Origin of the sequence: Pseudomonas sp. HLG18 (assembly GCF_051903985.1) — a bacterium.
In the GTDB taxonomy this organism is placed as follows: Bacteria; Pseudomonadota; Gammaproteobacteria; order Pseudomonadales; family Pseudomonadaceae; genus Aquipseudomonas; species Aquipseudomonas fluorescens_BT.
Map to the genome: position 1 here is coordinate 1,230,464 of NZ_CP195831.1, position 14,512 is coordinate 1,244,975.

16 protein-coding genes are annotated in these 14,512 nt (G+C 61.4%); 8 read left to right on the plus strand and 8 right to left on the minus strand.

Translation table 11 applies throughout. The features are described 5' to 3' along the window. Positions 1-21 precede the first annotated feature (21 nt). The gene (locus ACSPX5_RS05675) at positions 22-738 is read left to right on the plus strand and encodes an alpha/beta hydrolase (protein WP_169429799.1); all 717 of its coding nucleotides are present in this window, start codon (positions 22-24) and stop codon (positions 736-738) included. Between the two features lie 3 nt (positions 739-741). On the opposite strand, the gene ACSPX5_RS05680 is transcribed toward ACSPX5_RS05675, so the two are convergent. Both ACSPX5_RS05680 and ACSPX5_RS05685 read right to left on the minus strand, forming a co-directional pair. Continuing rightward, on the minus strand, positions 742-1,308 hold the full coding sequence (locus ACSPX5_RS05680; protein WP_169429800.1) for a hypothetical protein: 567 nt from the start codon (positions 1,306-1,308) through the stop codon (positions 742-744). Positions 1,309-1,394: 86 nt separating this feature from the next. Further along, positions 1,395-2,168, minus strand: a complete 774-nt coding sequence (locus ACSPX5_RS05685) for a hypothetical protein (RefSeq protein ID WP_439821132.1) — start codon at positions 2,166-2,168, stop codon at positions 1,395-1,397. Between the two features lie 147 nt (positions 2,169-2,315). Between ACSPX5_RS05685 and ACSPX5_RS05690 the strand changes: the two genes are divergently transcribed. After that, positions 2,316-2,855: a chalcone isomerase family protein gene (locus ACSPX5_RS05690; protein ID WP_169429802.1), complete on the plus strand. Its 540-nt coding sequence runs from the start codon at positions 2,316-2,318 to the stop codon at positions 2,853-2,855. A 127-nt stretch (positions 2,856-2,982) separates the two neighbouring features. Continuing rightward, on the plus strand, positions 2,983-4,251 hold the full coding sequence (locus ACSPX5_RS05695) for an Nramp family divalent metal transporter (RefSeq protein WP_432760326.1): 1,269 nt from the start codon (positions 2,983-2,985) through the stop codon (positions 4,249-4,251). Here the strand turns inward: ACSPX5_RS05695 and ACSPX5_RS05700 are convergent. After that, positions 4,248-5,141 (minus strand): LysR family transcriptional regulator, encoded by an 894-nt coding sequence (locus tag ACSPX5_RS05700; RefSeq protein ID WP_439822004.1) that lies wholly within the window; start codon positions 5,139-5,141, stop codon positions 4,248-4,250. The two genes, ACSPX5_RS05695 and ACSPX5_RS05700, sit on opposite strands and share 4 nt — an antisense overlap. An 18-nt stretch (positions 5,142-5,159) precedes the next feature. Between ACSPX5_RS05700 and ACSPX5_RS05705 the strand changes: the two genes are divergently transcribed. Then, positions 5,160-5,858 carry an NADPH-dependent F420 reductase gene (locus ACSPX5_RS05705; RefSeq protein WP_439821133.1) on the plus strand — a complete coding sequence of 233 codons (699 nt, stop codon included), beginning with the start codon at positions 5,160-5,162 and terminating at the stop codon, positions 5,856-5,858. 105 nt (positions 5,859-5,963) lie between these two features. Here ACSPX5_RS05705 and ACSPX5_RS05710 read toward each other — a convergent pair whose 3' ends face one another. Genes ACSPX5_RS05710 through ACSPX5_RS05720 form a run of 3 tightly spaced genes read right to left on the minus strand, consistent with a single transcriptional unit; the run spans position 5,964 to position 8,545 of the window. Then, positions 5,964-7,145 (minus strand): acetyl-CoA C-acetyltransferase, encoded by a 1,182-nt coding sequence (locus ACSPX5_RS05710; RefSeq protein ID WP_169429805.1) that lies wholly within the window; start codon positions 7,143-7,145, stop codon positions 5,964-5,966. Positions 7,146-7,156: 11 nt separating this feature from the next. Further along, positions 7,157-7,822, minus strand: a complete 666-nt coding sequence (locus ACSPX5_RS05715) for a CoA transferase subunit B (protein WP_207866167.1) — start codon at positions 7,820-7,822, stop codon at positions 7,157-7,159. A gap of 24 nt (positions 7,823-7,846) precedes the next feature. Next, positions 7,847-8,545: a CoA transferase subunit A gene (locus ACSPX5_RS05720; protein ID WP_085698663.1), complete on the minus strand. Its 699-nt coding sequence runs from the start codon at positions 8,543-8,545 to the stop codon at positions 7,847-7,849. Positions 8,546-8,718: 173 nt separating this feature from the next. On the opposite strand from ACSPX5_RS05720, the gene ACSPX5_RS05725 reads away from it, so the two are divergent. Then, the gene (locus ACSPX5_RS05725) at positions 8,719-9,597 is read left to right on the plus strand and encodes a LysR substrate-binding domain-containing protein (RefSeq protein WP_439821134.1); all 879 of its coding nucleotides are present in this window, start codon (positions 8,719-8,721) and stop codon (positions 9,595-9,597) included. Positions 9,598-9,610: 13 nt separating this feature from the next. On the opposite strand, the gene ACSPX5_RS05730 is transcribed toward ACSPX5_RS05725, so the two are convergent. Both ACSPX5_RS05730 and ACSPX5_RS05735 read right to left on the minus strand, forming a co-directional pair. Beyond that, entirely contained in the window at positions 9,611-10,450 is an 840-nt protein-coding gene (locus ACSPX5_RS05730) for an NAD-dependent protein deacetylase (protein ID WP_439821135.1), read from the minus strand. A gap of 81 nt (positions 10,451-10,531) precedes the next feature. After that, positions 10,532-11,578: a class I SAM-dependent methyltransferase gene (locus tag ACSPX5_RS05735; protein ID WP_439821136.1), complete on the minus strand. Its 1,047-nt coding sequence runs from the start codon at positions 11,576-11,578 to the stop codon at positions 10,532-10,534. Between the two features lie 448 nt (positions 11,579-12,026). Between ACSPX5_RS05735 and ACSPX5_RS05740 the strand changes: the two genes are divergently transcribed. The 3 genes from ACSPX5_RS05740 (at position 12,027) to ACSPX5_RS05750 (ending at position 14,499) form a co-directional block, all read left to right on the plus strand. Further along, positions 12,027-12,560 (plus strand): hypothetical protein, encoded by a 534-nt coding sequence (locus ACSPX5_RS05740; protein WP_439821137.1) that lies wholly within the window; start codon positions 12,027-12,029, stop codon positions 12,558-12,560. Positions 12,561-12,917: 357 nt separating this feature from the next. Then, the gene (locus tag ACSPX5_RS05745) at positions 12,918-13,757 is read left to right on the plus strand and encodes an HvfB family MNIO-type RiPP peptide maturase (protein WP_439821138.1); all 840 of its coding nucleotides are present in this window, start codon (positions 12,918-12,920) and stop codon (positions 13,755-13,757) included. Continuing rightward, positions 13,750-14,499 (plus strand): HvfC family RiPP maturation protein, encoded by a 750-nt coding sequence (locus tag ACSPX5_RS05750; RefSeq protein ID WP_439821139.1) that lies wholly within the window; start codon positions 13,750-13,752, stop codon positions 14,497-14,499. Before ACSPX5_RS05745 ends, ACSPX5_RS05750 begins: the two co-directional genes overlap by 8 nt. The last annotated feature ends 13 nt before the right edge of the window (positions 14,500-14,512 follow it).

The following is a 14,512-nucleotide window of genomic DNA, read 5'->3' on the forward strand; positions in this document are numbered from 1 at the left end:
GCACTGTGTGAAGGAAGGCTTATGTTGAAGGTGTTTGCTCTGCTGACTCTCCTGGCGTCCAGCGCCGTCCATGCTCAAACCTCGCTGCAAACCGATCTGCCACTCAACTACCTGGCCCAGGTGCACCCGGACGCCGAACCGCGTCCGCTGGTGGTTTTCCTGCATGGCTACGGCAGTAATGAAGCCGATCTGATCGGCATGAAATTTCAGCTGCCCAAGCAGTACAACTACCTGTCGGTGCAGGCGCCGATGGCGTTGGGGGAAGGGCGCTTCCAATGGTTTCGCAAGAAAGGCGACGGTGCCTACAACGGCGAGACTGATGATCTGAAGGTTGCCAGCCAGAAACTGCGGGCTTTTATCGCGGCGGCGGCGCAGAAATATCACGCGCGACCGGACAAGGTGTACCTGGTCGGTTTCAGCCAGGGCGCGATGATGACCTACGAGGTGGGGTTGAGGCAGCCGGCGGCGGTCGGTGGCATCGCCGCGTTGAGCGGGCGGGTGTTGCCGGTGCTCAAGAGCGAGCTGACATCAGCGCAACAACATCCGCCGCTGGAGATCTTCATCGGCCATGGCACGGCGGATGACCGGGTCCCCTACACGGGCGCCACTGCGGCCAAAGAGTTGCTCGAGAAGCTGGACTACACACCGGCGTTCCATGCCTATCCCGGCGTCGGCCACAGCATCAGCGCGGCCGAGCTTCGGGATCTGAACGACTGGTTGCAGCGACTCAACCCCTGAGCATCACTTTTCCTTGAGGATGGTTTTCACCAGCGCCTCGTGACCGCTCTTGTCGCTGGCCCGGGAAATCACCTGGACCAGCGCCATGCGCGTGCCGGAGCCGGCCAGCAACGTGGTGTTGAGGGTCTGGCCGCCGCCCTGGGTGGCGGTGCTGTCGACCTGACGCAGGCCCAGGCCATTGCCTTTCTGGGTCAGGCTCTTTTCGCTGAGCTTGTTGAAGTCCGGCAGGGCCTTGCGCTGAGCGTCGATGAAATCGGACACGGTGCCGTCGAGGAACGCACTGTCGTTGTCCTTGACGTTGTTGCCTTCGGGAATCTGGTTTTCGGCGGTGATGACCACCGTCTTGGTGGCATCGTTGGTGTACATCATGCCTTTGGCGCCGGTCGGACCGGCCGGCAGCGGGTCGCCGACGAAGCCCTTGGGCAGGACGAAACTGAATTTGCCGTCGAGCATCGAGACGTTCTCGGTGACAGCCTTCTCTTTGGCCTTGGCTGCCTGAGCATTGATGGCGCCGAAACCGGCCACCGCCGCCAGCAACAGGACGACGGCTTTCTTGCTAAGCAATGACATTCGAATCTCCGAGGGATGGTCGCGCTTGGGCGGCGATCATCCCACGGAGAACACCCGGCACTCCAGAGCGGTTTGTCCGGGCGAGGTCAGTTCGGCGACGGCGCAGGCGCCGGTTTGGCCAGCAACTGCCGGGTGACCCCGAGCATCGCCACCGAAACGGCCACCGCCACCACGAAGCCACCGAAACCAAGACCTGGAACGGTCAGCGCCAAGACCAGACAAAACGCCGAGAACGAATACATCCCCGTCGCCGTCGCCCGCAACAGCGCGGCAGTAAACGCCGGGCCACGGGTCTGCTGGGAAAACACCGCCATCACACTGCCGAGCACCGGGAACACCGCGAGCAATCCGCTCCAGCGCTCGCCCACCGTGCTGGCCAGCATCGTCACCACCAGCGTCAACGCCGCCCCGGCGATCATCCGCCACACCAGTTTGTCCGACTTCGGCGCCGGGCCGTTGACCACCGGTTGCACCTTGGGAAACAGGTACGGCGCAGCAAGAAGGGCAGTTGCAGCGGCGGCGACGGAGAAGGGCAACGACGCCGGAATCAGCGACAGGATCAGCGCCAGCACGGCCCAGACCGAAAGAGAAACCACCAGCGCCAACAGCCAGTTCGCCCGCTGCGCCACCTGCGCATAAGTGACGCAAAACGCGATCATCGCAAACATGGCCGACAGCGCCGCGACCGCCGATTGCGCGGCAAACGCCGGGCCTTGTTCGATGGCGAGGAAAAACAGAATCGGCCCGACCACCACCGGCAACCCCGACAGCCACCCGGCAACGCTGGGGCCCCAACGCTTGCCGGCGAGGGAAATCAGCAGCAGAAAACCGGGAATCAGCAGCAGTTTGAGGATCAGCACGCAGGTGTCTCCATCGGGTCAGAGGTGGCCACGTTAGCATTGTCGTGAATGGATTGCTGAAGATGCATGCAAAAAATGTATACAAAGTGCCGGGCGTGATCGCCGACTATGCTCTGACTATCAGGGTTTACCGGAGTCGATGCCGCAATGAGCAGAACACCGAAGGTGTTGCGTGGATGCTGCGGTATCGGCTTGTGGGCCTTGCTGCTGACGCCCACCTGGGCCAGTTGGCAGGACGCGGTGCCCGGCGCGCAGATCATCGGCACCGGCGATTTCAGCGTGTTCGGTTTCGACATTTATAACGCCCGGTTGTGGAGCGCCGCGCGTCCATTGGCTGACGGTCAGCCTTTTGCCCTGGAGTTGATCTACCGACGCAACGTGTCCCGCGATGATCTGGTCAAGGCCAGTGTTGATGAGATCAAGCGCCTGGCGGGTTCCTCCATCAGCCCGGCGCAATTGGCGGTGTGGCAGGTCCAGATGCAGCAATCGTTCGTCGACGTCCAGGCCGGCACGCGGATTACCGGGGTGTATCTGCCGGGGCAGGGCGCGCGGTTCTTTGTCGGTCAACAGTTGCAGCATGAAATCGATGATCCGCAGTTCGCTCGGGCGTTTTTCGACATCTGGCTCGACCCGCGCACACGCAGTCCCGAGTTGCGTCAGCAATTGCTCGGCACTGCCAAACCCTGAGCGCAGCACGTCTGCTCTTGGGCACGCCGACTGAAACGTCTAAGCTGCGCCTTTCGACTTGTTTCTGGATGTGTGCGTGAAATTCAGTTTGCCCAAAATCGCCACCGCGCCGTTCTGCCCGCCGGAAGTGGCCGGCAGTGTCCCGGTGGATCCGAATGCCTCGTTCTTCAAACGCGTGCTGCGTTTTGCCGGCCCCGGTTTGCTGGTGTCGATCGGCTACATGGACCCGGGCAACTGGGCCACCGCAATCGAGGCCGGTTCGCGCTTCGGTTACAGCCTGTTGTTCGTGGTGTTGCTGGCGAGCCTGGCGGGCATGGTCGTGCAATGCCTGTGTTCGCGGCTGGGCATCGCCACCGGGCGTGATCTGGCACAGCTGTCCCGCGAGCGTTACAGCACTCCTACGGCACGGCTGCAATGGGTGCTGGCGGAAATCTCGATCATTGCCACTGACCTGGCAGAAGTGCTTGGTTGCGCACTGGCGTTTCACTTGTTGCTGGGTTGTTCGCTGACATTTGGCATCGCCCTGACCGCATTCGATACGTTACTGGTGTTGGCCCTGCAAAACCGCGGTTTCCGGCGGCTGGAAGCGATCATGCTGGTGCTGGTGGGCACCATCGGCGTGTGCTTCTTCGTTGAATTGTTGCTGATCAAACCGTACTGGCCGGACGTCGCTCAAGGTTTCAAGCCGTCACTGTCGGCGATCAGCGAGGCGGCGCCGCTGTACCTGGCCATCGGCATCCTTGGCGCCACGGTGATGCCGCACAACTTGTACCTGCACACCTCGATCGTACAAACGCGACTGATCGGCCGGGACCTCGCGAGCAAACAGGATGCAGTGAATCTGGCACGCATCGACACCATCGGCTCGCTGGCGCTGGCGTTGCTGGTCAACGCGGCGATCCTGATCCTTGCGGCGGCAGCCTTTCATCAGTCCGGGCACACCGACGTGGTGGACATCCAGGACGCCTATCACTTGCTCGATCCGCTGGTGGGCGGCGCGCTGGCCAGCGTGCTGTTCGGTGTGGCGCTGCTGGCGTCGGGGCAGAGTTCGACCTTCACCGGCACCATCGCCGGGCAGGTGATCATGGAAGGCTATTTGAATCTGCGGATTCCCTGCTGGCAGCGCCGCTTGATTACCCGTGGGCTGGCGCTGATTCCGGCGTTCATCGGCGTGTGGCTGATGGGCGACGGCGCGGTGGGCAAGTTGCTGGTGTTGAGTCAGGTGGTGCTGAGCCTGCAATTGCCGTTTGCGCTGTATCCGCTGATTCGCATGACCAACGACAAACAGCTGATGGGGCCGTTTGTGAATCGCTGGCCGACGCGGGTGCTGGCGTGGGGGTTGTTTGTGGTGATCAGCGGCGCCAATGCCTGGCTGATTCTGCAGTTGGCCGCCTAACGGCCGAAAGCATCCACCACAAAATCAATGAACACCCGAGTCTTGGCCGGCATCAAGGTGCGGCTCGGGTAGTACAGCGATATCGCCCCGGCATCGCACTGCCAGTCGGGCAACAGCCGCACCAGTTCACCGCGCTCGATCTGCGCGCTGACATCGGGCAACACCAGCATCGTCACCCCGAGGCCCAGCAGCGCAGCCTTGCGCATGGCCATTGGATCGTTCAGCACAATATTCGGATTGAGCAGGGCGCTGGCCTGTTCGCCAGCGTCGTTGTGCATCTGCCATTGGCGAATGCGCCCGGTGCGCAGGCCGCGCATGACGATGCCCTGGTGATCGGCGAGGTCTGTCGGATGTCGGGGCAGGGCGCGTCCGGCCAGATAGGCCGGTGAGGCCACTGCCAGTATTTCAGCAGACGCCAGTCGCCGGGAAACCACCCCGGGCGTCAGCTCGAATCCGCCGCCAATCGCCACGTCGTAGCCCTCGGCGATCAAATCCACCTGGCGATTCTCGAAGTGCCACTCCGGGCGAATCAGCGGATAGCGCGTCAGAAACTCCGGCAACAGCGGCAGCATGTGATCGATGCCGAACGTCGGCGGCAGGCTGATCTTGAGCACACCCGCCGGCTCCCCGCGCTCGGTCGCCACCGTCGCAATCGCGGCCTGCAAGGCATCGAGGTTGCCGCCGATACTCGCCAGAAAACCTTCGCCGGCCTCGGTCAGCGACAGCTTGCGGGTCGAGCGCTGGAACAGCCGCACGCCGAGGTTGCGTTCCAGAATCGCCACGTTACGGCTGATCGCCGCCGGGGTCAGTGCGAGTAGCCGTGCTGCGGCGGAGAAACTGCCGGTCTCGGCGCTGCGGACGAAGGATTCAAGATTGGCAAGGGTTTCCATGGTTTCGACCTGATAGCGATGCTTGAAGATCATTCAAGGTATTACCGGCTAATCAAGTGGGAATGGCAAGTGCAAGATTGGTTTCGAGTCTTACCCCACTTTCTGGAGAACACCATGAGCACTATCGGAATCATCGGCGCTGGCGCCATCGGTTCAGCGTTTGCCAAAGCCTTGTCGCGTCAGGGCATCCCGTTGGTCATCGCCAACAGTCGCGGGCCGGAGACTTTGGCCGAGCTGGTGGCAGAACTCGGTCCGACCGCCCGCGCCGTTACCCGTGAAGAAGCCGCTGCCCAGGACATCGTGCTGGTCGCGGTGAACTGGTCGAAACTGCCGACGGCGCTGGCCGGGCTGCCGGACTTTGGCGGGCGGATCGTCATCGATGCCAACAACTCGATTGAAGCGCCGTCGTTCAAACCGGTGGATTTGCAGGGCCGGCCGTCCAGCGAAGTGTTCGCTGAGTGGGTGCCGGGTGCGCGGGTGGTCAAGGCGTTCAACCATTTGCTGGCGCGTTTGCTGGAGGCGGATCCGGCGTCGGAGGGTGGCAAGCGCGTGCTGTTCCTGTCCGGGGATGATGCGCAGGCCAAGGCTGAAGTCGGCGCGCTGATCGATCAGCTCGGCTTCTTTGGTATCGATCTGGGCGAGTTGAGTGTGGGTGCGCGCCTGGTGCAGTTCCCGGGCGGGCCGTTGCCGGTGCTGAATCTGGTGAAGTTCGCCTGACAGCGGACAAAAAAATACCCGGTGCGACGTGAGTCGTACCGGGTTTGTTGCCAACGGATATTGGATGTCGTGGATCCGCCGTCCGCTGTTGAACTTCTTTTGCGCTTACGCGCGTTCCAGCGCCAGGGCTACGCCCTGACCGCCGCCGATGCACAGGGTCGCCAGACCCTTTTTCGCATCACGCTTGATCATTTCATGCAGCAGGGTCACCAGCACACGGCAGCCCGATGCACCGATCGGGTGACCGAGAGCGATGGCGCCGCCGTTGACGTTGACCTTGTCCAGATCCCATTGCAGATCCTTGGCCACCGCCAGCGATTGCGCGGCGAAGGCTTCATTGGCTTCGATCAGGTCGAGTTGGCCGATGCTCCAGCCCGCCTTGTCCAGACAGCGGCGAGTGGCCGACACCGGGCCGATGCCCATGATCGCCGGGTCGACGCCGGCGTTGGCGTAGGCGGCGATTTTCGCCAGGACCGGCAGGCCCAGAGCCTTGGCTTTTTCGGCGCTCATCAGAATGACGGCGGCGGCGCCGTCGTTCAGCGACGAAGCGTTGCCGGCGGTGACGCTGCCGTCCTTTTTGAAGGCCGGGCGCAGTTTGGCCAGGGATTCGGCGGTGGTGTCGCCCCGTGGCTGCTCGTCGACCTTGAACGCCACCGGATCGCCCTTGCGCTGCGGGATCAGGATCGGGGTGATTTCATCGACAAAACGGCCGGCCTCGATGGCCGCGGCGGCTTTCCGTTGCGAGGCTGCAGCGAAGGCGTCTTGCTGCTCGCGGCTGATCTCGTATTTCTCGACCAGATTCTCGGCGGTGATGCCCATGTGGTAATCGTTGAACGCATCCCACAGGCCGTCGCTGATCATGGTGTCGACGATTTGTGCGTGACCCATGCGCAGACCGGTGCGCGCGCCCGGCATCACGTAATTGGCCAGGCTCATGTTTTCCTGGCCGCCGGCGATGATCACGTCCGCGTCGCCGCAACGGATCGCCTGGGCACCGAGGTGCAGGGCCTTGAGGCCCGAACCGCAGACCTTGTTCAGGGTCATGGCCGGCACGGCGTGGGGCAGGCCGGCCTTGATCGCCGACTGGCGCGCCGGGTTCTGGCCGGCGCCGGCGGTCAGCACCTGGCCCATGATCACTTCATCGACCTGAGCACCGTCCAGACCGGTCTGCTCAAGCAACTGGCGGATGACCGCCGCGCCCAGGTCCACGGCGGAGACGGTGGCCAGCGAACCCTGGAAACTGCCGATCGCGGTACGCGTGGCGGCAACAATGACGACGTCTTGCATTTTCGAATTCCTCACTCGGCAGCGAACTGCATTTCCGGTACGTGATCCGGGACGATCAGTTTACCAGCGGTTTTGGCGACGATTTCCTCGACGCTGACGCCAGGTGCGCGTTCCTTGAGGACAAAAGCGCCATTTTCGATTTCCAGGTACGCCAGGTCAGTCAGCACGCGCTTGATGCAACCTGCACCGGTCAGCGGCAGGCTGCACTGGCTCAGCAACTTGGACTCACCGTCCTTGGACGCGTGGGTCATGATGACGATGATGTTGTCGGCGCCGGCCACCAGGTCCATCGCACCGCCCATGCCCTTGACCAGTTTGCCGGGGATCATCCACGAGGCGATGTTGCCTTGTACGTCCACTTCGAAGGCGCCCAGTACGGTCAGGTCGACGTGACCGCCACGGATCATCGCGAAGGACTCGGCGGAGTTGAAGATCGAAGCGCCGATGCGCGCAGTCACAGTCTGTTTGCCGGCGTTGATCATGTCGGCATCAATAGTCTCTTCAGTCGGGAAAGGCCCCATGCCGAGCAGGCCGTTTTCCGATTGCAGCATGACTTCCATGCCTTCGGGGATGTAGTTGGCGACCAGGGTCGGAATGCCGATACCGAGGTTCACGTAGTAGCCGTCCTGCATTTCGCGGGCGACGCGTTGAGCCATTTGTTCGCGGGTAAGTGCCATGTTCTTGTTCTCCGTCAGCCTGGATTATTTGCGGATGGTGCGTTGTTCGATGCGTTTTTCGAACGTGCCGCAAATGACCCGGTCGACGTAGATGCCGGGCGTGTGGATGTGTGCCGGATCCAGCTCGCCGGGTTCGACGATTTCTTCGACTTCGACCACGGTGATCTTGCCGGCGGTGGCGGCCAGCGGGTTGAAGTTCTGCGCGGTGTGGCGGTAGATGACGTTGCCGAAGTGGTCGGCTTTCCAGCCTTTGACGATGGCGAAGTCGCCAGTGATGGACTCTTCCATCAGGTACTTGCGACCGTGGAATTCACGCACTTCCTTGCCTTCGGCGACCGGGGTGCCGACGCCAGTAGCAGTGAAGAACGCAGGGATGCCGGCACCGCCTGCGCGCATTTTTTCGGCGAGGGTGCCTTGCGGGGTCAGGACGACTTCGATGTCGCCTTTGAGCAGTTGCTCTTCGAACAGTTTGTTTTCGCCGACGTAGGAGGCGACCACCTTGCGGATCTGGCGGTCGGTCAGCAGCACGCCGAGGCCGAAACCATCCACGCCGCAGTTGTTGGAGACGACGGTGAGGTCGCGGGTACCCTTGCGCTTGATCTCGGCGATCAGGTTTTCCGGAATGCCGCACAGGCCGAAGCCGCCGGCGATCACGGTCATGCCGTCTTCAAGACCTGCCATGGCTTCCTCGTAGGAATACACGCGCTTGTCGAAACCTGCCATATGCACCTCTTTTATTGTTTGTCGGGCGGCTGGCTAGCCGAATGACTGGAGTGTCGCGCTGAAGGATATATTTGTTAAGTTGATTTTTAAGGTTGATTGATTGATAAAGCTCATTAAATGTCCGCCGTGGTCGGCGGACGGATGTTCAGCTTAGTCCGTCGAGTAAAACAACCATGACCATCAAGCAGATGCGCGCCTTTCTCGCCGTGGCCCAAAGCCTGAGCTTTGCCGTGGCCTGCGAGCGTCTGCACCTGTCGCAATCGGCGCTGAGCCTGACCATCAAGGCGCTGGAAGAAGGCCTGGGCGGGCGCCTGTTCAGCCGAAATACGCGCAACGTGGCGCTGACCCCGGAAGGGGAATCGCTGCTGCCGCTGGCCCGGCGCCTGATCGCCGACTGGGACAACGCCGAAGACGAAATGCGCCAGCGCTTCAGCCTGCAACGGGGGCGAGTGACGCTGGCGGCGATGCCGTCGTTTGCCGGCAATCTGCTGCCGCCGATCCTCAAAACCTTCCGTGCGCGTTATCCGAACGTCAACGTCACGGTCAACGACGTGATCAACGAGCAAGTGCTGGAAATGGTCCGCGATCGTCAGGTCGAACTCGGCGTGGCGTTCGAGCCGATGCAAAACACTTCGCTGACCTTCACACCTCTATACAAGGATCGCTTTGTCGCGGTAGTGCCGCAGGATTCACCGCTCGCCCAGCGCACTGACATCGACTGGCAGACCTTGCTGCAGGAACCGTTCATCACCCTGCAACGACCGTCCACGGTACGGGTGATGCTGGAGGAACATTTGCAGGCCCGGGGCATGAAACTGCCGGTGGAATTTGAAAGCCATCAACTGGCAACGGTCGGGCGGATGGTGGCTAGCGGGTTGGGCGTCAGTGCGGTGCCAGCCTTGTGTGCCGGGCAGATGCGCGAACTGGGCGCGCATTGCCTGACCTTGCACGAGCCGGTGGTGGAGCGGGCGATTGGCGTGCTGACGGATCCGGGGAATGAATTGTCGGCGGCGGCGCAGGCGCTTTTTGACATTCTCAGGGCTGAACACTGACTTTGGGAGGCCGCTAAGTCAGGCGTTCTGCCAGTAGCGGCAGCAACTGTTCGCACGACTCCTCAATCTTCAAATCCAGCAACTCGTCCGCCCGCGTCTTGCCGAGATTGATCGCAATCAACGGCTTACCCCGATCCGCAATCACCCGGCACAGGCGAAACGCCGAATACGCCATCAACGACGAACCAACCACCAGCATCCCGGCTGCGTTCTCTGCCGCCGCCATGGCCCGCGCCGCCGTCGGTTGCGCGACGTTCTCACCAAAAAACACCACGTCCGGCTTCATCCGCTCACCGTCACAATGCGGACAATGCGGCACCTGGAAACGTGCCTCGAAAGCCGGATCAAGCAGGGTATCGCCGTCCGGCGCCTGCACAGCATCGACACCCGCCAGATATGGATTCTGCGTTTCCATCAGTTGCTGAATCGAATCCCGCTCGCTGCGCTGGCCGCAATCCAGGCACAGCACCCGATGCAGACTGCCGTGCAGTTCGATGACATCGTGGCTGCCGGCCTGATCGTGCAAGGTATCGACATTCTGGGTGATCAATCCGCCGATCCGACCAAGGTTTTGCAGGCTGGCCAGCGCCTCGTGCGCGGCATTCGGTTGCGCCTGACGTACGCGTGGCCAACCGAGCATCGCCCGGGCCCAGTAGCGACGGCGCGACTCGGGTGCCGACAGAAATTCCTGATACATCATCGGCTGCCGGCCCCGGCGCACACCGTTGATGTCGCGGTAATCGGGGATGCCCGACGGCGTGCTGATACCGGCGCCGGTCAGCACCATGAAATCGCCGTCGGCCATGGCCTGTTGCAGGTAATCGAGGTGTTCGTGGAAGGGGCGGTCGAGCATGGTCAGCGCTCCGCAGGCTGTAAGTGCCTTGCAGGTTAGCACTGCCGGGCGCCTCTTTTCAGAGGCGCCCGCTGCGGACGTTTACTTGCGAGCCTCCAGGATCAGGTTGAACGGCGTCTGCGTCGCCCGCCGGAACTGCTTGAATCCGGCTTCACTGAACACTTTGCGCAAGCGCATCTCGCCGGCTTGTGCACCAAGCCCCAGACCCACTTCCTGAGACAGCGAGTTCGGCGTGCAAATGAACGTCGAGGCTGCATAGAACAAGCGCCCGACCGGATTGATGTTGTCGTCCAGTGTGTCGTTGGCAAAGGGTTCGACCAACAGCACGGTACCGTCGTCTTTCAGGCAATCGTAAGCATGCCGTGCGGCACCGACCGGGTCGCCCATGTCGTGCAGGCAGTCGAAATAGCAGATCAGGTCGTAGTCATCGCCGGGAAAGCTCTTCGCCGTTCCCTGGAAAAACCGCGCCCGGCTGCTCACTCCGCCTTCTTCGGCCCGCTGGGTGGCGACGCTCACCGAGGGCGCATGGTAGTCGAAACCGACGAAACGCGAGTTGGGATAGGCCTGGGCCATGATCACCGTGGAAGCGCCATGACCACAGCCGACATCGGCGACCTTGGCGCCTTCTTCGAGTTTGGACACAACGCCCTCCAGCGCCGGCAGCCATTCGGCGATCAAGTGCCCTTTGTAGCCGGGGCGGAAGAACCGTTCTGTGCCGGTGAACATGCACGGATGGTGATCGCCCCAGGGCAGGGCGCCATTGCCGCGCATGGCTTTGACCAGCTTGTCCTTGTCGTGGAAAAACGACGCCACCACGCCGAGCCCGCCGGCCACGTAGACCGGCGAATCTTCCTTGGCCAGGGCCATGGCCTGTTCTTCCGGCAGACGGAACTTGCCGTCCAGGTGTTCCATGTAGCCTGAGGCGGCGTGGGCGCTAAGCCATTCGCGCACCAGGCGAGTGTTGCAGGCGGTTTTTTCGGCGAGGGTTTCCGGGGATATCGGCTGGCTGTCGGCCATGGCTTTATACAAACCAAGTTCTTCGCCGACGATGACATTGGCCAGCATCGCCGCACCGCCCATGTCGTTGACCAGTTTGCCCATGAACTCGTTGAGTCTGGCCTCGTCCATGTCATGTGCTCCTGTCAAGGATCACAGTCCGGTGGTGATGGGGGTCGAGGCATTCACCACCGGGCGGTGGTCGTGGAAACGGGCAGGGCGACACTGCTGTCCTGCGTCCCCCTCGACTGGGTACTGATTGAGTCTAGTCGGTCTTCGTGCCGGCGAAAGCACGCTAGGCGCACTTCCTTACGCAACACGCAGATTTTGCCTACAACTTCGACGTGACGCGATCCCATATTCTGAATCGACTCGGTCGAGGCAAGGACTTTTGAGTGCTGAAGTCTTTGTTTATCTGCGAAGTCCGAAGCCACTTGCTTGCACAGGCTGATCAAATCCGCCGAGAAATCATCCCCGCTAAAAGCCATGAACTCTGTCGTCTTGCCGGGTTACTCACCGATGGTGCACGCGAGCCGAAGCGCAGAAATAAAATGATGCATTGGATGCCACGGAGAGCGAATTGACCGCCTACTTTCCACCGCTGTGCATAGGCGGATTGACGTACAACCTTTCTCATCTCGAACCCTTTACATTCACGATTCAGAGTCAATTGGCGAAGCGTGATTTACGCGTGCATGTCACTTTTTCGAATCATTGTTTCAGCAAGGGATACGATCAAGACTTACATCCGGCTGAGGAGCCAATCCTGCTCGACCATGCCCAGCGACAGCGTACCTTTTGCATAATCCGCTACCGCCTTTCACTGTCACTGCCGCCAGTGATCAAGGGGTTGAATCATCCCCAGGCGAAAGTCAGTGAAACGGCGGCGATGCGAAACTGGGCGTACTCCATCATGATTGAGAACCCGAACGGACCCTACCATGTCTTTTTTGAGTTACGCCGCGCTGCAGAAGGGAAGCCACAAGATCTCAACCTGGTCGTGGAAAGCGCCTACCACCAGACTGAAAAGCCGCCCAGGCTGTTCGGGAAAATGGGATTTATGCTGCTGTGCGGTAAGGTCTATCTTCGTCAACCGACCTCCACCAAGCGCTGACACCAGAAACGAAAAAGGCGCCAAAGGCGCCTTTTTCGATTCGGTAAAGCAGATCCAGACACCACTTACGAACCGCCTTGCGCGATTACAGCTCTCGCTGCTGGGAAGCGCTCAATCTCATCTGGTCAGTCGCTTCGATGGGGCAAAGCTAACGAAAACTGGCGGATACGTCAATGAATTCGTAACCCGTCGTTCACGAAGAAGTCAGCGGGTTCTGTATCCCATTGTGTACAGACCAGCCGCCGATACAAAACCCGCCACTTCCCGCGCATTGCCCACACAGCCGCGATACACCCGCCGGTTTAACTGAGTCTGTCAGTCGCCACGCCCGGCGGCTCTTCAGCAGAGGTCTTGCCCATGCAGACTCCCCACCCCACCTTGCAGGCCAGCGTCGGGCTCGGCCTGCGTCGCGGCTTGATGAAGGATCTTCAAACCGCCCGCATCGGCGATTTCGACTTTCTCGAAGTCGCCCCGGAAAACTGGATCGGCGTCGGCGGTGCCCACGGTGCCGCGCTGTGTGAACTGGCCGAGCGTTATCCGTTGTCCTGCCACGGCCTGTCGTTGTCGCTCGGTGGATCGGCGCCGCTGGACGTCGATTTCCTTCGGGAAGTCCGGGTGTTTCTCGATCATTACAACGTGCCGCTGTATAGCGAGCACTTGAGCTATTGCAGCGACGACGGTCACCTCTATGACCTGCTGCCGCTGCCATTCACCGAAGAGGCGGTGCACCACGTTGCCGCGCGGATCCGTCAGGCCCAGGACATTCTCGGCCGGCGCCTGGCAGTGGAAAACGTTTCCTATTACGCCGCCCCCCGGCAGGACATGGACGAGGTGACCTTCACTAACGCCGTGCTGCGTGAGGCCGATTGCGACCTGCTGCTGGACGTCAACAACGTCTACGTCAACTCGATCAACCACGGGTTCGACCCGCAGACATTTCTGGTCGGGATCGAGTCGGGCCGGGTGGTCGGGATGCACGTGGCCGGGCATTTCGACGAGTCCGACACGCTGAAGATCGATACCCACGGCGCTTCGGTGAAGCCGGTGGTCTGGTCGCTGCTGGCAGATGCCTATGCACGCTTTGGCGCACAGCCGACCTTGCTCGAGCGCGACTTCAACTTTCCGGCCTTCTCGGAACTGGTGGCCGAGTTGCAGACCATTCGCCGCTTGCAGAATCAGGGAGGCCAACGTGGATAACCTTGAGCAGCAACAACTGGCGCTGACTCGCTACTTGCGCGATCCCGAGAACGAGACGCCCCCGGCCGACATGAATGCGGCGCGGGTCAACGTCTATCGCGATCTGGTGTTCAACAATGTCTCGCAACTGTTGGGCGGGACGTTTCCGGTGCTGATCCGGATCATCGGTCAGGAGCGCTGGCGCACATTGATTCGCGGCTTCCTGCGGGACTACCGGGCTCAGACGCCGAAATTCGGTGAGATCGCCGAGGCGTTTGTCGATTACCTCGCCTCGGAACCCGCAGCGTTGAGCATGGGCGAGTGGCCGGCGTTTTTGGTGGAGCTGGCGCATTACGAATGGGTGGAAATGGTGTTGCAGCAGTCCGATGCCCAGCCGCTGTCGGCAAGTGATCCCGCGCTGCTGCTGGAGCGGCCACTGCAGGTTTCGGCGCTGGCGTGGCCATTGGCGTACGCATGGCCGGTACAGATGCTCGGGCCGGATCATCAGCCGTCTGCGCCACCGGCCCAGCCAACGTTGTTGCTGGTGCGGCGCACAATGGATTTCAGTGTGAAGTTTTCCGAGCTGAGCCCGTTGGCGTGGCGGTTGTTGCAGCGAATTGGCGAGTTCCCTGCGCTGAACGGTCGTGAACAACTGGAAGGGTTGGCGATGGAAGCGGGGTTGCCGGTAACAGCATCGTTCATGGACAGTGGTCTGGCGTTGTTGCAGCAGATGTATGAGGACGGTGTGTTAGGCATTACCTGATTTCGCAAACACC